Annotated in this window: 15 protein-coding genes and 1 tRNA gene; 9 read left to right on the forward strand and 7 right to left on the reverse strand. The window is 58.4% G+C overall.

What is annotated here, in order from left to right; genetic code table 11:
• The first annotated feature begins 87 nt into the window (after positions 1-87).
• The 4 genes from PMX72_RS00250 to PMX72_RS00265 all read left to right on the forward strand — a co-directional run bounded on the left by PMX72_RS00250 (position 88) and on the right by PMX72_RS00265 (position 3,804).
• Positions 88-525, forward strand: a complete 438-nt coding sequence (locus PMX72_RS00250; RefSeq protein ID WP_117767274.1) for a DUF4869 domain-containing protein — start codon at positions 88-90, stop codon at positions 523-525.
• Positions 526-534: 9 nt separating this feature from the next.
• On the forward strand, positions 535-1,032 hold the full coding sequence (locus PMX72_RS00255; protein ID WP_271729793.1) for a hypothetical protein: 498 nt from the start codon (positions 535-537) through the stop codon (positions 1,030-1,032).
• Positions 1,033-1,217: 185 nt separating this feature from the next.
• Complete coding sequence (gene rfbB / locus PMX72_RS00260) at positions 1,218-2,237, forward strand: dTDP-glucose 4,6-dehydratase (RefSeq protein ID WP_271746108.1); 1,020 nt, start codon at positions 1,218-1,220, stop codon at positions 2,235-2,237.
• 112 nt (positions 2,238-2,349) lie between these two features.
• Positions 2,350-3,804 carry a sugar nucleotide-binding protein gene (locus tag PMX72_RS00265; RefSeq protein WP_271729039.1) on the forward strand — a complete coding sequence of 485 codons (1,455 nt, stop codon included), beginning with the start codon at positions 2,350-2,352 and terminating at the stop codon, positions 3,802-3,804.
• A 37-nt stretch (positions 3,805-3,841) separates the two neighbouring features.
• On the opposite strand, the gene PMX72_RS00270 is transcribed toward PMX72_RS00265, so the two are convergent.
• From PMX72_RS00270 to PMX72_RS00280, 3 genes are read right to left on the reverse strand one after another with little or no spacing between them, the layout of a single operon-like run.
• Positions 3,842-6,253 carry a YfhO family protein gene (locus PMX72_RS00270; RefSeq protein ID WP_271729038.1) on the reverse strand — a complete coding sequence of 804 codons (2,412 nt, stop codon included), beginning with the start codon at positions 6,251-6,253 and terminating at the stop codon, positions 3,842-3,844.
• Complete coding sequence (locus tag PMX72_RS00275; RefSeq protein ID WP_271729037.1) at positions 6,237-7,205, reverse strand: glycosyltransferase family 2 protein; 969 nt, start codon at positions 7,203-7,205, stop codon at positions 6,237-6,239. The genes PMX72_RS00270 and PMX72_RS00275 overlap by 17 nt, the downstream gene beginning before the upstream one ends.
• Before the next feature lie 5 nt (positions 7,206-7,210).
• The gene (locus tag PMX72_RS00280; protein WP_117842726.1) at positions 7,211-8,173 is read right to left on the reverse strand and encodes a glycosyltransferase family 2 protein; all 963 of its coding nucleotides are present in this window, start codon (positions 8,171-8,173) and stop codon (positions 7,211-7,213) included.
• A 58-nt stretch (positions 8,174-8,231) separates the two neighbouring features.
• On the opposite strand from PMX72_RS00280, the gene PMX72_RS00285 reads away from it, so the two are divergent.
• The 5 genes from PMX72_RS00285 (at position 8,232) to PMX72_RS00305 (ending at position 13,450) form a co-directional block, all read left to right on the forward strand.
• Positions 8,232-10,100, forward strand: coding sequence for a DUF6020 family protein (locus PMX72_RS00285; protein WP_271746109.1), 1,869 nt, complete (start codon positions 8,232-8,234; stop codon positions 10,098-10,100).
• Between the two features lie 89 nt (positions 10,101-10,189).
• Positions 10,190-11,035 (forward strand): ABC transporter permease, encoded by an 846-nt coding sequence (locus PMX72_RS00290; RefSeq protein WP_271729035.1) that lies wholly within the window; start codon positions 10,190-10,192, stop codon positions 11,033-11,035.
• A gap of 11 nt (positions 11,036-11,046) precedes the next feature.
• Entirely contained in the window at positions 11,047-11,814 is a 768-nt protein-coding gene (locus tag PMX72_RS00295) for an ABC transporter ATP-binding protein (protein ID WP_006236046.1), read from the forward strand.
• 54 nt (positions 11,815-11,868) lie between these two features.
• Positions 11,869-11,945, forward strand: a tRNA-Arg gene (locus tag PMX72_RS00300).
• Between the two features lie 224 nt (positions 11,946-12,169).
• Complete coding sequence (locus PMX72_RS00305; RefSeq protein ID WP_271729034.1) at positions 12,170-13,450, forward strand: IS256 family transposase; 1,281 nt, start codon at positions 12,170-12,172, stop codon at positions 13,448-13,450.
• Between the two features lie 175 nt (positions 13,451-13,625).
• On the opposite strand, the gene PMX72_RS00310 is transcribed toward PMX72_RS00305, so the two are convergent.
• The 4 genes from PMX72_RS00310 to pheA form a co-directional block, all read right to left on the reverse strand.
• A complete protein-coding gene (locus PMX72_RS00310) occupies positions 13,626-14,093 on the reverse strand; it encodes a DUF4869 domain-containing protein (protein ID WP_271729033.1) in 468 nt (155 codons plus the stop codon).
• A 131-nt stretch (positions 14,094-14,224) separates the two neighbouring features.
• Entirely contained in the window at positions 14,225-14,662 is a 438-nt protein-coding gene (gene aroQ / locus PMX72_RS00315) for a type II 3-dehydroquinate dehydratase (protein ID WP_271729032.1), read from the reverse strand.
• A gap of 64 nt (positions 14,663-14,726) precedes the next feature.
• Positions 14,727-15,977, reverse strand: a complete 1,251-nt coding sequence (locus PMX72_RS00320; RefSeq protein WP_271729031.1) for a shikimate kinase — start codon at positions 15,975-15,977, stop codon at positions 14,727-14,729.
• On the reverse strand, positions 15,978-17,123 hold the full coding sequence (gene pheA / locus PMX72_RS00325; protein WP_271729030.1) for a prephenate dehydratase: 1,146 nt from the start codon (positions 17,121-17,123) through the stop codon (positions 15,978-15,980).
• Positions 17,124-17,175: the final 52 nt, after the last annotated feature.

Raw genomic sequence — 17,175 nt, forward strand, 5'->3', positions numbered from 1 at the left:
TGTTTTCTTTTAGGGGTCACCGTTTATCTGGTGGCCCCTTTCGTTATGATTACGTTGACCATAAAGACAATATGATTGGGAGTGGATGTGTTAAGCGTCTACTTTGGCGATATGCCAGAAGCGATTTACAACACAGCGACATATTTCAAAAACTCTTACCGGTCTTCTTGGATTACGGATCCCTATGCAGTCTCGATAATTAAAGATGTTGATCGATCGGATGTTGTTTCCGAAAACGTCATCGAAAGCCCTGTGCTTGGATCCATCTCCCCACTCCAGCTTTCTGGTGGCGTGAAAACGCTGCTGCTTATGAGATTTGATCGTAAGCAAATTTTTAACGCTTCTACCTGTGGTGACAACTGTGCCAAGTGGATTCTCGACATGGCGAAAGACCGCAAACTTGTTGTGAATCTCTATCATGTGATGGACTTTGGTCGCGAGGATTTTAAAATTAAAGTCGTGAATAGCGGCCGAATCGTTCACAACATGGCCGAATTGATTCACGAGTCGATTCCGTATCTGTAGGTACTGCTTATGAACGGTTCGCATCTCGTTAAGATTTCCCGCCGCAGGGGAACCAAGTACACATTTACCATCAAGCGGAACATCACTATTGTGCGTGGCGATAGCGGCACGGGTAAGACGACACTGTTTGACATGGTCGCAGGCTACATGCGAACGGGCGAGCAGTCGGGCGTTTCCTTGCAATGCGATTGTCCCTGTGTCGCCCTGACCGATTATGATTGGCGAAACCAGCTTTCGTCCGTTCATGACTCGATTGTATTTGTCGATGAGGGCTTAAAAGAGATCCATTCTGATGAGTTTGCCCATCATGTGCTGTATTTCTCGAATTATTTCGTGCTGATCTCAAGGGCTGATTTCCCCAATCTTCCGTATAGCGTGGATGAGATTTACAAGATTAAGACGAGCGGAAAATACCATTCTTTCGTCCCTGTTTATCAAGATCGCGGGAATCATCGTTATGCTATTTCCCGGTCGGTGCCAAAACAGGACATTACTTACGTGAAATAACTGGGGATTCGGTTTTTCACTACGACAAAGACTGCATTCCGGAGGCGTTTTGTACAGGAGGTAATTCTGCGAAGGTTATGGCTCTTATCGCATGCCGAAATGTCCGATAGTTTTGTTGAATAGTGTCGCGGCGTCACTTCCTGCGGCATACTAAAGAAGCTATACATGCTTCAGATTGGATTTTCATGTCTGAGATTTTTGAACCCCACAACATCATCGTCACGGGCGGCTGCGGCTTCATCGGCAGCAACTTCGTGCACTACGTGGTCGACAACCACCCCGACGTGCACGTGACCGTCCTGGACAAGCTGACCTACGCCGGCAACCCCGAGAACATCGCCGGTCTGCCCTCCGACCGCGTGGAGCTCGTCGTGGGCGACATCTGCGACGCCGCTCTGCTCGATAGGGTCGTCCCGGGCCACGACGCGATCGTGCACTACGCCGCCGAGAGCCACAACGACAACTCCATCGCCGACCCGGAGCCGTTCCTTCGCACCAACGTCGAGGGCACCTTCCGCCTGCTGGAGGCCGTGAGGAAGCACGGTATCCGCTACCACCACGTCTCCACCGACGAGGTCTACGGCGACCTCGCGCTCGACGACCCGGCCAAGTTCACCGAGGAGACGCCCTACAAGCCGAGCTCCCCGTACAGCTCGACCAAGGCCAGCTCCGACATGCTCGTGCGCGCATGGGCCCGCACCTACGGCCTACGGACAACGATCTCCAACTGCTCCAACAACTACGGCCCCTACCAGCACGTGGAGAAGTTCATCCCCAGGCAGATCACGAACATCATCGACGGCGTGCGCCCCAAGCTCTACGGGAAGGGCGAGAACGTCCGCGACTGGATCCACACCGAGGACCACTCCAGCGCCGTCTGGGACATCCTGACCAAGGGCCGCACGGGGGAGACCTACCTCATCGGCGCCGACGGCGAGAGGGACAACATCACGGTCCTGCGCATGATCCTGGAGGCCATGGGACGCGACCCCGAGGACTTCGACTGGGTCGCCGACCGCCCCGGCCACGACCGCCGCTACGCCATCGACTCCACCAAGCTCCAGCGCGAGCTGGGCTGGAGGCCGGCCCACACCGACTTCGCCGAGGGACTCAAGCAGACGATCGACTGGTACGTCGCCAACGAGTCCTGGTGGCGACCGGCCAAGGAGGCCACCGAGGCCCGTTACAGGGCGCAGGGGCAGTAGGCCCGGATTCCCGGACGTTTACCTTTTCGAGCGCCCCTCGCGGCGCCGCAGGGCATGGGGATGATCCTGCGGCACCGCGAGGGGCGCCCGCAACACGATTGGAATTAACCACATGGCTGACATCGAATTCGAGAAGGACCTGAAGGTCGCGGAGACCGGCATCGAGGGCCTCAAGGTCGTCGACCTGGCCGTCCACGGCGACTCGCGCGGCTGGTTCAAGGAGAACTGGCAGCGCGCCAAGATGTGCGCGCTCGGCATCCCCGATCTCAAGGTCGTCCAGAACAACATCTCCTACAACGACAGCCGCGGCGTCACCCGCGGCATCCACGCGGAGCCCTGGGACAAGTTCATCTCCGTGGCCCGCGGCTCGGTCTTCGGCGCATGGGTCGACCTGCGCGAGGGCAGCGCCACCTACGGGAAGGTGTTCACCTGCACGCTCGACCCGTCCAGGGCCATCTACGTCCCGCGCGGCGTGGGCAACAGCTTCCAGGCGCTCGAGGACGGCACCGCCTACACCTACCTGGTGGACGCCCACTGGTCGCTGGAGCTCAAGAAGACCTACACCTTCGTGAACCTCGCCGACCCCGAGCTCGCCATCGAGTGGCCGATCCCGCTGGAGGAGGCCACCGTCTCCGAGGCCGACCTCAACCACCCGATGCTCAAGGACGTCGTCCCGATGGCGCCGAAGCGCACCCTCGTCACCGGCTGCAACGGCCAGCTGGGCCATGCGGTGCGCGCGCTCGCCGAGGAGCGCGGCGTGGCGAAGGACTTCGACTTCTGCGACATCGACACCTTCGACATGTCCGACCCGGAGGCCTATTCGCAGTACGACTGGTCGCTCTACGGCACCGTGATCAACTGCGGCGCCTACACGGCCGTGGACAGGGCGGAGACCCCCGAGGGCCGTGCCACCGCATGGAAGGCCAACGCGACGGGGCCGGCGCTGCTCGCCCGCACCTGCGCCGGGCACGGGATCACCCTCGTCCACGTGTCCAGCGACTACGTCTTCGACGGCACCGCCGAGGTCCACACGGAGGGCGAGCCGTTCTCCCCGCTGTCCGTCTACGGCCAGAGCAAGGCCGCCGGCGACATCGCCGTGGCCGGCTGCCCGCGCCACTACATCATGCGCTCCAGCTGGGTCATCGGCGAGGGCCACAACTTCGTCAAGACCATGAAGGGGCTGTCCGACCGCGTCGCAGACCCCGAGGATAAGCTCACGCAGGTCACGGTCGTGGACGACCAGCTGGGCCGCCTGACTTTCACCCGCGACATGGCCGAGGCCATCTTCCACGTGCTGGGGGCGCACGCGCCCTACGGCACATATAACTGCACCGGCTCCGGCGCCGTGAGGTCCTGGGCGGACATCGCCCGCGCGGTCTTCGAGGCCGCCAACGGCAACGGGGAGAAGGTCGTGCCGGTACCGACCGCCGACTACTACGCCAAGGCCGAGGGCCCCATCGCCCCGCGCCCGGTCCACTCCGCGCTCGACCTGTCCAAGCTTGAGGCCGCCGGCTTCCACATGCCCGACTGGGAAGAAGAGCTGAGGGAGTACCTCAAGACGCTCTAGCCACTATTAACTTTTCGAGCGTAAAAGCCGCCGCTTGTTAACGGCGGCTTTTCTTATGCCTGGTGAATAGCCCCGCTGCAACAAGGGCGGCGGCGGTCGCCAGACTCACTGCAAGCCCCGCAAGGGCGCCCGGAGTCTTGTAGGTCATCACGATCCTATTCGCGCCTTTCTGCATGTTCAGGGATGACAAGCCCTTATCGGCGGCGGGCGTTAGTTCTGCGGCGGCTCCGTTTACCGTTACGTTCCAGCCCTCATCGTACGGAACGCTCAGCAGCAGGTTGCCGTCATCCTTGACGGTATACTCGCCTTCGATCCTTCCGTCCTTAAAAACCGTCGGAATAAACTCGTTCGTCTTAAGCTCGCTAATAATCTGCTCGAAAACGTCCAGATTGAGGGCGTAAAAGACCGGCTCGTTGTCTTGGGGCATGTCTGTATAGCCCTCCGCGACTCCGATTGACACCGTATGCTGGCTCGGGGCGTCCGATGCATCCGCAATCTGGCGGATATTATTGTCGAATCTCCAGGCCTCGTTTTCGATCGTTCGCTGGTCGATGGTAAGGGTGACGGGCCAATAACTGCCGGCAGTCGTATCTTTGTTGATGTAGAGATATCCGATGGAGCTTGCCGGTACAGTAACGCTCCATTGCTTTATGCTATCGCTATTCTCAGTGCTCGTGGCCTCGATCTTGGTATAGAGCTTGACCTCGCGGCCTAGGATTTTGCTGTAGAGTTCGTTTTGCTTTTCGAAGGGGTTCTCGCTCTTCAGCGTGCTGTTTTGGATATCGCTTGAGGCTGCGACGCCAATGCTGAGCGCATAGGGGTTCTCGTACACTGCGCTTGTGGAGTCGGCCTGATTCATCTTGGCTAAAACGTATCCCGCAGGCGCGTTCTCGGCAATGGCGTACTTAACTCCCAGCAGGGCATCGACGGCAAGAATGGGTTCGGCATAACGGGTCGAAAACTCGCCGACGCTGCTGTATCCAAGGGAGTTGAGCAGTGCGATGGCCTGCGGGTTGTTGGCAGACGAATACGAAGACAACTGGTTGTACCCAAGCGCCAGGCCTTCGTTGAGGGCGGCGCTGTCGACGCGTGTGGTCGTGCGGTCAATGCGATAGAACGACGCCGAAGTCTGGTCTTGAATGGCCGTGATCGTGTCGGTTACGGTGGTGACATAGGTGCTGTTGGCTTCTTCGGAATAGCCTACGTACAGCTGATTCCAAATGACATGGGCGTTGGCAAACAACTCAATGGCGGTTAGTGCCAGGAGGGGCATGATGACGACGGGGCGATAGGCTTGACGCAATTTGGGCTGGTTTTTGAGCGGCTGCAGCGCGTATCCTGCGGTCCACAGCGTAAAGAAGCTCAGCAAAAAAGCCGTGCGCGAGTAGAAGCCGTTGGGAACGCGCATGCCGCACCAGATGTACTCGAGCGGGCTCAAAGCGGAGCTTGCGACCAGGATTATCGTGACGACGAGTGTTGCGATGCGCGTCTTGATTGAAACCGTGCGGTTAACCAGCAGGCTCACCGCAAGCAGCATCATGATGATGCCGCAATAGAACTGAGGTGTACTTTCGTTGCTTACCCACATGCAGGGAAGAAAGCCCCTGATGAGCGACTTGAGGTTGGTTTTAAGTAGGGGGCCGAGTGCTAGAACGGGACCGCCCTTGGACATGGCAAGGATGGTCGGCAAAAAGGTCCAAGCGGACAGAAGCAGTCCGAGCGCGATAGCCCCGGCGAATCGCAGGGCCCGATCGAGCATGAGCTTCCAGCTAAAACCTTCTTCTGCAACATAATCGACAAATTCGACCAATACGAAGATGCAGAGGAACAGGATGCTGATGTAGGCCGTATACCAGCAGAACATGACATTGAGCGCCGTTGCGATGACGAGGCGGATCATGCGCTGCTTGCGGATGAGCTCGTAGCATCCGTAGGCGCAGATGGGCAGCAGGATGAGGCAATCGATCCAGAGCGGGTTGCGTAGGTTGCTGATGGTCCAGCTGCAAAACGTGAACGAGAGGGAAAGCAGGAATGCTGCGGGCTTGGGTAGGTCAAAGCGCTTTTGCACATACCAAGCGCTGCTGATGTGGATGCAGCCCAGTTTGAGCGCGGAGATAGCAAACGCGAAGAGCGTTAGCTTGTCTGCGGGAAACAGCGCGCAGAGCAGGTTGAAGGGGCTGGCGAGGTAGTAGCTATAGAGCCCCCATGTGTTCATGCCGAGTCCTTGCGAGAAGGAATAGCGAAGGCTTGCCTCGCCTAAAAGGACGCGCCGGAACCAAGCAAAGAAGTCGATGTATTGGTATTTGAGATCGTTGGTGAGAAACGAGTTGTCGCCAAAGGGGTAGACATGCCCTGCCACTGCAAGTGCGACAAAGAGTGCGCCGGAAAATGCGAAGCAGGCGGCGTAGAACGCCACATTCTTGAGCGTGAATCTATTGGACCGTGTCATTAGAATCCTCGTTGGACTCGCGAACGATATAGATGGGGCGGCGCTTGGCCTCCAAGTAGGCTTTTGCCAGGTACTCGCCAATGATTCCCAGGCACAGAAGTTGCATACCGCCAAACATCGTTATGAGGCAGGCGAGGGACGGCCATCCACCGACGGGATCACCCCAAACAAGCGTTTTGACCAAGATGACGATAAATCCCAAGATGGCGATGAAACAGAAGACGATACCCGTGAGGGCGGCGAGGGAGAGCGGCGCCGTGGAAAACGCGACGATGCCGTCGATGGAATAGAGGAGCAGCGACCAAAAGCTCCATTTGGTCTCGCCGGCCACGCGGTTGACGTTTACATAGGGGAGCCATTTGGTTTTGAAGCCCACCCAGCCGTAAATGCCCTTGGAAAATCGGTTGTATTCGCCCATGGAGATGATGGCGTTGACCATAGGTCGCTTCATGAGCCTAAAATCGCGTGCTCCGTCGACGATGTCGGCCTTGGAAATGCGGTTGATGATCTTGTAGAACATACGGGCGCAGAACGACCTGATGGGAGGCTCGCCTTCGCGGGTGGTCCTACGTGTGGCGACGTTGTCGTAGTCTTCGGTTTGCAAGATCTCGTACATCTGCGGCAGGAGTGAGGGCGGGTCCTGCATGTCGGCATCCATGGTGGCGACATAGTCGCCCTTTGCGTGCTGGAGTCCGGCGAGTAGTGCCGCCTCCTTGCCAAAGTTGCGCGAGAAAGAGTGCCAGCGGATGGCGTATGGATGCGCCGCCGCAGCTTCTGCCTTCATGACGGCGAGCGTTTTGTCTGCCGAGCCATCGTCGATGAGGACGGCTTCAAAGGAAATGCCGGGGTCTTGCCGGGTCATGATGCGAACGACGCCATCGAGCTCTTTGAGAAAGATCGGAAGTGATTCCTGCTCGTTGTAACACGGCACGACGATGGAGATGAGCGGCATGTGACTTACCTCTCGTTTTTATTTGCGCTGGAGGGAATGCTGCAGCCATATGTGTTATACACGTTGACCTCCCACTGTTTACGCTCAACCTTTGCAACGGAATCAAGGATAAGCCCCGTCGCGAGACTCAGGCCACAAAGGAACATGAAAGATGCGGCGAGCATTGCGGTGGGGAAGCGGGGGACGAGACCGGTCTGGAAATATTCGACGACGATGGGGATGCCCAGGGCGAGGCCGATAATCGCAAACAGAAGCGCGACCAGGCTGAAGAATTTGAGCGGACGGTAGTCCTTGAACAGCGTGCCGATCATCGCAACGACTTTAATGCCGTCGCTCACGGTATTGAGCTTGGACTCAGAGCCTTCCGGACGGTCGCGGTACTCGATGGGCACATCTTTTATGCGCCAGCGGTGGTCGACGGCGTGGATCGAGAGCTCGGTTTCAATCTGGAAACCCTCGGAAAGCACAGGGAAGGTTTTAACGAACGGGCGGCTCATGGCGCGGTAGCCGGTCATGACGTCATCGAAGCTGTAGCCATAGATCCACTTGATCATGGCGCGAACTAGGTTGTTGCCAAAGCCGTGGAAAGCACGCTTGTTTTCCTCGGCGTAGGTGCCGTTGGAAAGGCGGTCGCCTACGGTCATGTCGGCCGCGCCGTTAAGGATGGGCTCGCAGAGGGCTTTGGCCGCCTCGGCGGGATAGGTGTCGTCGCCGTCGACCATCAGGTAGCAATCGGCGTCGATGTCGCGAAACATCTGGCGGCACACGTTGCCCTTTCCCTGGCGGGGCTCAAAGCGGACCGTGGCGCCGTGCTCGGTAGCGATGCGTGAGGTATCGTCCGACGAGTTGTTGTCATAGACATAGACCGTCGCTTGCGGAAGCTCGCGGTGAAAGTCGTCGATGACTTTTCCGATGGTGACTGCCTCGTTGTAACAGGGGATAATAACGGCAATCGTTTGCTCGGCCATGAAGGTTCCTTTGGTCGCGTACAATCGAATCGTTTGTTTCGTGGTTAGGATGGGCGCATTGATTCGAGAGTTCAGGTTATTAGATGTGACACGTGCTGTTTTGCTGTTTGCAGCAAGCATCGCTACGGTGACGTATTGTAGTGGTTCCTTCGACCTGTTTCCATCAGTCTTGGCATGTGTTGCGATAATCGCATCATTGGTTAATTTCAATAAGTTTGCGTGCAGGGATTTTGCATTTCCGTCGGTTGTTGGTAGAGCTTGCTGCTTAGTGATTTCCCTTGTATTTTCGTTTGTTCTTGTGCTGGGAGCGCATATTCGTGTGACTGAACCGGTGATTGCCGGCGGGATTTACGAGAACTATATTGAGCCATATTCCGCGCTTGATTTTGTTGCTTTTTGGGTGATGTCGGCGCTGGTCTTTTGGGTCTTGTCGGTGCTTGTTCAGCTGTCTTGTCGTTGCCGCTGCTGTGTTTTCTGCATTGACTCGCTGCGGACTAATGATGGAGACTCGTCCATTCGACTCCTATCTGTTGCGGTCCGTGCTCTAGTGATATTTCTTTTGTATCTCCCGTTCTTCCTGAGGTATTGTCCCGGTCTGTTTTTTTGGGACACCTTCTCGTCGTTTGCTCAGATTATGGGGTGGAACCCTTTGAGCAACCATCATCCGGTTGCATTCACCATGATGATGGCTGCTTGTATCAAAATTGCAGGCCTTATGGGGATGAGTCCATCGGTGGGCGTTGCCTTGCTAACGGTGCTTCAGATGGCCTGTGCCGCCAGCACGTTTGGCTATCTTTCTATTTGGGTGACTTCCCGCTTGGGGGTCTCCTCTCGCTGGTCTTGGCTGCTCGTAGTCTATTTTGGCTTGTCACGGTATTGCGCTCTTTATTCTGTGGCGCTTTGGAAAGACCCGTTGTTTTCCTGTTGTCTTGTCTTGATGGTGACCATGCTTGCCGATGCCGTCACGGGAAAGGATTCCCGGTCGAGCGCGTTGCGTTTGCTCTTTTTTGGTGCCCTAGCGTTGGACGTTATGCTTCTACGGAATAACGGTTTGTATATTTGCGCTGCGCTATTCGTGGTGCTTGCGATAATTGTAGCTTTGGGCCGACTCGGCTGCATTGCCCCGATGAAACCTGCCTCTCGTTTGACCGTATCTCTTGGATTTGCGCTTGTCACATGCTTGGTTATTACGGGGCCCGTGTACTCGGCTCTGGGCGTTGTTCCATCGGAGGATGTTGAGTCAGTGGGTATTCCGCTTGCTCAGATGGCTCGCGTTGCCGCGCTCGATGGCGATATGTCCGAGTCCGACCGTTCTTATATGAACGAGCTGCTCCCGCTTGATCGTTACAAGGAGGTTTATCACCCCAGTATTATCGATCCGCTTAAATGGAACGATGACTTTAATTCGGACCATTTAAAGGATGGATTCTGGGCTCATTGGGTCTCGATGCTTTCGCGTAACCCTTCGATATACTTTGAGGCGTGGGAACTGCAGACGTTTGGTTTTTGGACCCCAAATGTAAAGGGTGCTGACGGTCTGCCTGAAAACTTTCTCATGGGCGTTCCGTATAACCTTGTGGCCGACGCAAAGGCTTCTACGGGAGTTACATTTCGCAACTTGCTTGCGCCCCTTGGCGATGATGTTGATGTGGCGCTTGGCCTGAGCGCTTGGTCTATTTCTGGCGCCGTTGTCTTTTGGTTGCTTATGTTTTCGGCAGTTCTTTTGGTATCGCGTGGGCGTTCGCGTTTCGCATTGCCGCTTTTGCCTTTTTTGCTGTTGTACGGAACACTCTTTATTGCGAGTCCTATTTGGTATTGGCCTCGTTATATCGTGGCTGCTCAATTTGGTTTTCCTGCCGTGCTTGTGGTTGTCGCTCGCGGCATGCTGTCTGGTGAAAGACGTTCCGAAAACGATGTTGTGGGATAGTTTTCCAGTTTCGCAACGCCGCCTTATGGCGTTGAGGGCGGGTCTATACTGTTCGTTTGTCAACGATTACGAGTAAAGGAGTTGCATCCGTGTCGGATCAGACAAAGCAACAAGAAACTCGCAGTCTGCCTGCGACGTTTGCTAAGAACGAATTTGAGAAGGACGCGTTTATCCTTCGTCAGCTGGTTACCAAGGATTTTAAGATCAAGTATCGCCGCAGCGTTCTGGGCGTCGCATGGTCGGTGCTCAACCCGCTGCTGATGATGATTGTCATGGCCATCGTGTTCTCGACGATTTTTGGCCAGGGCCGCAATGGCTCAATGACGCCCGAGATGTACCCGCTGTACTTGATCGTGGGTAACGTTACCTTTGCCGTCATGTCCGAGTCTACGAACCAGGCCCTGACGTCGATCGTGGGTGCTGCCCCTCTACTCAAGAAGGTTAAGGTGCACCGCTGGGTCTTCCCGGTGCAGAAGGTGCTCTTCTCGCTGGTCAACTTTGCCTTCTCGCTGGTCGCCGTCGCCATCGTTATGCTGTGGTTCCGCGTTATGCCTTCTTGGCACCTGATTCTGCTGCCGGTTTGCCTGCTGCTGCTTATGTGCTTCTGCATGGGCCTGGGCATGATGCTCTCCGCCCTTACGGTCTTTTTCCGCGACGTTATGCATCTGTGGAGCGTCGTCATCACGGCGTGGACTTACATCACGCCTATTTTCTGGACGACCGACTTCGTTGCGCAAATGCCGCATCTCGTGCGCATTCTGGTCTATGCGAACCCCATGTATAACTACCTGCAGTTTATGCGCGATATCTTCCTGTTCCAGACCACGCCTTCGCTTTTGACGTTTGGTATGTGCGTCGCTTGGGCGGTTCTTGCGCTTGTTATTGGCTACACCGTGTTCCATAAGTCCGAGCGCAAATTTATCCTCTACATCTAAGGAGTGCTGTGATGACTGAATCTGTTGTTGATTACAGCGAGCAGCCTCTGGCTGTCGAGGTCGACGACGTTACCATGATCTTTAACATGGCGTCTGAGTCGCTGACCAACCTCAAGGAGTACTTCATCAAGCTTGCCAAGCACGAGCTGTTCTTTGAGGAGTTTAGGGCGCTCAAGCATATCTCGTTTGATATTCATCGTGGCGAAGTTGTCGGTCTGGTTGGCACCAATGGTTCCGGTAAGTCTACGATGCTCAAGATTATCGCTGGCGTGCTTGAGCCCAGTGAGGGTAGCGTTAAGGTGCACGGTAACATCGCGCCGCTGATTGAGCTTGGTGCCGGCTTTGACCCCGAGCTGACCGCCCGCGAGAACATCTATCTGAACGGCGCCCTGCTCGGCTATACCAAGGAGTTCATCGACGCCAACTTTGACGGCATTATCGAGTTCGCTGAGCTTCAGAACTTTGTCGACATGCCGCTTAAGAACTTCTCCTCGGGCATGGTTGCGCGTATTGCCTTTGCAATCGCGACGATTACCGAGCCCGATATTCTGATCGTTGACGAGACGCTGTCCGTCGGTGATGTGTTCTTCCAGCAGAAGTGCGAGGCCCGCATCCAGCACTTTATCCAGAGCGGCGACGTGACGGTTCTGTTCGTTTCGCACTCCATGGAGCAGGTTGAACGCATCTGCCAGCGTGCCGTTTGGATTGAGAAGGGTGACCTTCGCATGGACGGCCCGGTCGATGAGGTCTGCAAGGCGTACCGCGAGCAGTTCAACTAGGTTATAATTACTTGCGCCTGACAGGCTTGCGCTTGCTTGGGCGTGCGGTTATATGCTCCATTAGCTCAGTTGGATAGAGCAGGGGACTTCTAATCCCAAGGTCGACGGTTCGAATCCGCCATGGAGCACCATCGTTTATTAAGCGCGGACCGCTTGGTGGTCCGGGCTTTTTTCGTCTTGCTGATGTGGATTGGCCTTTCAGCGACTCCAACGCATGGGCGTAGCCTTGGTTTTGATCGCGTCGAAAATGTTGGTGTAAGGGTGGCTCCCTAGCGTCCCTTTAACGAAGAGCGGCCTTCGTCCTAGAATCTGAAATCACCACAACAACAGGTTCTAGGAAAGGACGAAGACCGCTATGGAAATCTTATCAGACCCGACGCCGGACATGCTCGCCATGCCGCGGTTCGACGATGGCGCCATCGACATGCGGGAGCTGCTCAGGCGCCTCGCCGAGCAGGTCGTGAACGCCGTGATGGACGCCGAGGCCGACCAGCTGTGCGGAGGCGGGGCGAACAGCCGCAACGGCTACCGGGAGCGCGGCCTCGCCACCTGCGTCGGCACGCTGACGCTGCGCATCCCGAAGCTCCGCACCGGCAGCTTCTTCCCCGACGACGTGATCGAGCGCTACCAGCGCGCGGACCGCGCCCTCGTGGCCGCCGTCGCCGAGATGTACGCCACCGGCACGAGCACCCGCAAGGTGCGGCGCGTCGCGGAGAAGATGGGCGTGTCCAGGCTCTCCAAGGACCAGGTGAGCGCCATCGCGTCGAGCCTTGACGCCGACATCGAGGAGCTCTGCGCGAGGCCCCTCGACGGCTCGCCGGTGCCCTACGTCTGGCTCGACGCCACCTACGTCAAGTGCCGCCGCGGGGGCCGCGTGGCCTCCACGGCCGTCGTCACGGCCATCGGCTGCGACGCGGGCGGCCGGGGGCGCGTGCTGGGCGTCGGCGTGGTGGACACGGAGTCGTACGACTCGTGGCTGGCCTTCCTCAGGAAGATCCGCGACCGCGGCGTCTCCGGCGTGGAGCTCGTCGTCTCCGACGCGCACGCGGGCCTCGTCGCGGCCGCGGCGGAGGTCTTCCAGGGGGCGGCATGGCAGCGCTGCGCCGTCCACCTCATGCGCGACTGCATGCGCGAGGCGGGCTCCTGGCAGCTCAGGCGCCGCGTGGGCAGGATCGTCTCGCAGGTGTTCCGCGGGCGCGACGCCGCCACCGTGACCGCCATGTACCACGTGGCGTGCGACATGCTGGAGGGGTGCTGCCCGAGGGCGGCGGCGATCCTCGAGGAGGCCGAGCCGGACGCCCTGGCATACCTCGACTTCCCGCCGTCGCACTGGAAGCGCCTGCGCACCAACAACGTCCAGGAGCGGACGAACCGCGAGATAAAGCGCAGGTCGAGGGTGGTGCAGGCGTTCCCCTCGACGGCGTCGCTGGTGCGGCTCGCGGGCGCGGTCATGTGCGAGCAGGACGAGGCATGGCAGGAGTCCAGGTACTTCTCGGAGGCAAAGATGAGGGAGCTCTACGACGAGGGCCGCACGCGCGGGCTCGACGGGACGGTCGACTGGTCGCGGCTGGAGGCCGAGGCCAGGAAGATGATCGAATCCGGCCTCGAGCTTGCGGACAGGATCGAGGCGGCATAGGATATCAACCGTATTCCAGGTTCCTGGACGCCGGGCCGACTCGCTTCGGATCGGACGCTACGCCAACTTTCTCGACACTACCTTGGTTTTAAACGTTTTGCGTGGCTTACTGCTCTGCCCTCGAACACTCCGATAAGTCTTTCGCAACCGCATTCCGCGATTACGGCAATAGAACTTAGTGCGGCATTCTAGTCGCATCTTCAACATCCAGAAAATCATTCGTGGCGCCAACAAACTCCTGCATGTTCCTGACGATGCGGCTATCGTTATCGATGCGAATCTCAAAACGCTTCCAGGGGAATTTCATGATGTGATAAAGGGTTACCAGCACGTCTTGCTCTTTGCCAATCTTGAGCAGCCAACGGGCGCAGTTGTCTCCGCAGGTGGAAGCATTAAATACCATGTCGGGGAGATTGCGTACCAGCAGCAACGTCTTGACACCGCCAGAAAGCTCGAGTGGCGTAATCGAGCCAAGCTGCTTGCTGATGATGTTGTGGGGGCCGATGAGCTCTGAACCGTCAACACCTTTAATCATCTGTGCAGCCATGGGATCTTCGAACCATGAATCCAGGTACGAGTTCCTAAAGTAGGTCTTGGTATCGTAGATGGAACCGGGGTAATCCCCCAGGTGAATGCTCAGCATGTGGGTCTCCAGACGTTGTGTGACTGCAACGATTATATGCCAGTAATAAAATGCCGGCAGCAGCGAGGTCGCTGCTGCCGGCGCTGGGGTTGTGTTCGTGTGAATCGGTGTTAATGAATCGATCCGCGAGGCTACTTATCGAGATGCTCTTTCAGCAGCTCCAACGCGTGGGCGTAGCCCTGGAGGCCCTCGCCGGTGATGGTGGCGAAGCAGGCTAGGCGTGCATAGCTCACCTGGCGGAAGTCCTCGCGCGTCTCTACGGCGCTGATGTGGACCTCCACGGCCGGGATAGCGACGGCCTTGAGGGCGTCCAAAATCGCGACGCTCGTATGCGTGTAGGCGGCCGGGTTGATGACGATGCCGTCGACCTTGCCGTAGGCCTCCTGGATCTTGTCGACGATGCTGCCCTCGTGGTTGGACTGGAAAACCTCGACCTCGTCGAAGCCCTGTGCGGCGCCTGCTTCCTGGCAGATCTGCACTAAGCGGTCGTAGTTGTCGCTGCCATAGATGCCCGGCTCGCGAATGCCGAGCATGTTGAGGTTGGGGCCGTTGATGACGAGTGCTTTCATGGTTGCTTCCTTTGCGATTGGAAAACCACCACAAAGGCGCCTGTCCCCTTTGTGGTGGTTTTGGTTAGAGAGCGGGTGGGAGAGTGTCGAGGAGGGCTTGGGCGGTGTTGGCGGCGCAATCGCGCGAGTCGATGATGTAGTCGGCCCAGGCGCGGTAGCGCGGCATGCGCTGCTCGGCCAGCTTATCGATGCCGTCGCGTGCGGTGATGGGGCGGCCCTTGTGTGCGAGCTCATCGAGCTTACGGTTGAGCATCACGATCTGGCTGTTCTGGTGCAGCAGCGGATAGTTATCGTCGCGCGTGACCACGCCACCGCCGGTGGAGAGCACCAGGCCACTGCGCTTGGAGATGTCGGACAGCGCCACCGTCTCCTGCTCGCGGAAGGCCGCCTCGCCGCGCTCGACGATAAAGTCGGCGCAGGGCATGCCCAAGCGTTCTTCGAGGGCGCGGTCCAGGTCGATATGCTCGCGTCCCGTGAGCAGGGCAATCTGCTCACCCACGCGGGTCTTGCCCGAGCCCGGCATGCCGATCAGCGCGATGTTCTGTTCGCGGCGCGACAAGCGCTCCGTTACGTCCAGGATGCGCTCACGCGGGGTGACCTGGCCGGTATAGCGCTCAACGGCTTGCGCCGCCTGGGCCACGAGCATGAGCAGGCCGCCGATGCAGGGGATGTCGCGGCGCTCGGCCTCGAGCATCAGGCCCGTACGGGCAGGGTTGTAGACAATGTCGATAACGCCTTCGAGCGCATCGAGCCCTTCGAGCGTGCAGGGGGCGTCGGGGCAGTGGGGGAACATGCCGGCGGGCGTGCAGTTGACGAGCAGGGCGGCGTCGGACTGCTGCGCGATGTTGTCGTAGTTGACTTCGCTCGTGCGGCCGACCGGCACGACGATGGCGCCCAGGTCGCCGAGCACCATGCTGGCAGTGGTGCCGGCGCCACCGGTGGCACCGAGCACGAGGGCCATCTTGCCGGCGACCTCAACGCCTAGCTCCTCGACTAGGCACTGAAAGCCGAAGTAGTCGGTGTTGTCGCCGCGCAGGCGGCCGTCGGGCAGGCGCGTGATGGTGTTGACGTTTCCCATACGCTCGGCGAGTGGACTCAGCTCGTCCAGGTATTCCATGACGGCGCGCTTGTAGGGGATGGTCACGTTGGTGCCCTCCCATTCGTCACCCGTCATAAAAGCCTGGAGGTCCTCGGGCTCGCGCTCAAAACGCACATACTCTAGCCCCGCGAGCTCCTTGTAGATGGTCGGGGTGTAGCTGTGGCCCAGCACGCGGCCCAGCACGCCGTAGGGGCGGGTTGCGGCGACATCGGTCATCTAGAGCACCTCCGTGTAACTGCCAAAGTAGGTGAAGCTCTCGCACACGTCATCGATGGAGTCGAGCAAGTCGTCGAGGGCCTTGCTACCAAAGGGGCAGTCCAGGTCAAAGTAGAACATAAACTCAAAGTCGTGCCCGGGGATGGGACGGCTCTCGAGCTTGATGAGGTTGATATTGAGCGCGTAGAAACGCTCGAGTACGCGATAGAGCGCGCCCGGCTCGTTGGCCGTGGTAATCATAAGCGAGGTGCGGTTGGCACCGGGGTAGACGCGTGGCTCGCGGCTGATGACGACAAAGCGCGTGTAGTTGTTGTCCGAGTCCTGGATGTTGGGCTCCAGCACCTCCAGACCATAGAGTGCCGCGCAGCTGCGCGATGCGATGGCGGCAACATCGGTGCGCTCGGAGCTGGCGACCATCTCGGCCGACATGGCGGTGTTGGGGTACTTGGTGGCGTGCAGGCCGTGCGCCTCGATAAAGCTAGCGCACTGCGCGATGGCCTGACCGTGGCTGTAGACCTCGCGTATGCCCGCGAGCTTGGTGCCGGGCTTGACGAGCAAGTTGTGGTCGATCTTGAGGCGCAGCGAGCGCACGATATGGAAGTCGAACTGGGCGAGCAGGTCGTAGACGGCGTTGACCGAGCCGGCGGTGGAGTTCTCGATGGGCAGCACGCCAAACTCGCAGAAGCCGTCGCGCACGGCGCGCATGACGCCTTCGAAGGTCTCGAAAAACGCAATGTCGGGCACATCGAAGAGCTTGCACGCGGCGATCTGGCTATAGGCACCTTCCACGCCCTGGCAGGCGACGGTAGCCGTCTGGGGGAAGGGCGTGTCAAAGGCCACGGCCGTGGCGTGGGCCTTTTGTGAGACGGTGATGCCCTTGAGCTCGTTGATGTAGCGCTGCTGCTCGGCCTTGCTCATGCTCATGAGGAGGCGGAACAGGGTGATGGTCTGCGCCTCGTAGCGCTCGGGCGCGCGGCTGGCAAGGTTGTTGAGCTTGGAGCGCTCACGGGCGGGGTCGAAGACGGCCTTGCCCATCTCGATTTTTGACTTGGCGACCTCGGTGGCAATGTCCATGCGCTCGACAAAACTGTTGAGGAGCGTGGTATCGATGCCATCGATGGTCTTGCGGATGTCAGCAAGGTCCATAGGGACCCCTTTCACTGGGTGGGCGTGGGGGCTGGAGTTGGCCCCCGGAGAT

The organism is Collinsella aerofaciens, assembly GCF_028207065.1.
Classification (GTDB): domain Bacteria; phylum Actinomycetota; class Coriobacteriia; order Coriobacteriales; family Coriobacteriaceae; genus Collinsella; species Collinsella aerofaciens_AR.

Coding starts and splice junctions, on each gene's coding strand:
- aroQ (WP_271729032.1), bottom strand. CDS start 14,662: ATGAAAGCACTCGTCATCAACGGCCCCAACCTCAACATGCTCGGCATT.
- PMX72_RS00305 (WP_271729034.1), top strand. CDS start 12,170: ATGGAAATCTTATCAGACCCGACGCCGGACATGCTCGCCATGCCGCGG.
- PMX72_RS00265 (WP_271729039.1), top strand. CDS start 2,350: ATGGCTGACATCGAATTCGAGAAGGACCTGAAGGTCGCGGAGACCGGC.
- PMX72_RS00275 (WP_271729037.1), bottom strand. CDS start 7,205: ATGCCGCTCATCTCCATCGTCGTGCCGTGTTACAACGAGCAGGAATCA.
- PMX72_RS00310 (WP_271729033.1), bottom strand. CDS start 14,093: ATGCTGAGCATTCACCTGGGGGATTACCCCGGTTCCATCTACGATACC.
- PMX72_RS00295 (WP_006236046.1), top strand. CDS start 11,047: ATGACTGAATCTGTTGTTGATTACAGCGAGCAGCCTCTGGCTGTCGAG.
- PMX72_RS00280 (WP_117842726.1), bottom strand. CDS start 8,173: ATGGCCGAGCAAACGATTGCCGTTATTATCCCCTGTTACAACGAGGCA.
- PMX72_RS00255 (WP_271729793.1), top strand. CDS start 535: ATGAACGGTTCGCATCTCGTTAAGATTTCCCGCCGCAGGGGAACCAAG.
- rfbB (WP_271746108.1), top strand. CDS start 1,218: ATGTCTGAGATTTTTGAACCCCACAACATCATCGTCACGGGCGGCTGC.
- PMX72_RS00320 (WP_271729031.1), bottom strand. CDS start 15,977: ATGACCGATGTCGCCGCAACCCGCCCCTACGGCGTGCTGGGCCGCGTG.
- pheA (WP_271729030.1), bottom strand. CDS start 17,123: ATGGACCTTGCTGACATCCGCAAGACCATCGATGGCATCGATACCACG.
- PMX72_RS00270 (WP_271729038.1), bottom strand. CDS start 6,253: ATGACACGGTCCAATAGATTCACGCTCAAGAATGTGGCGTTCTACGCC.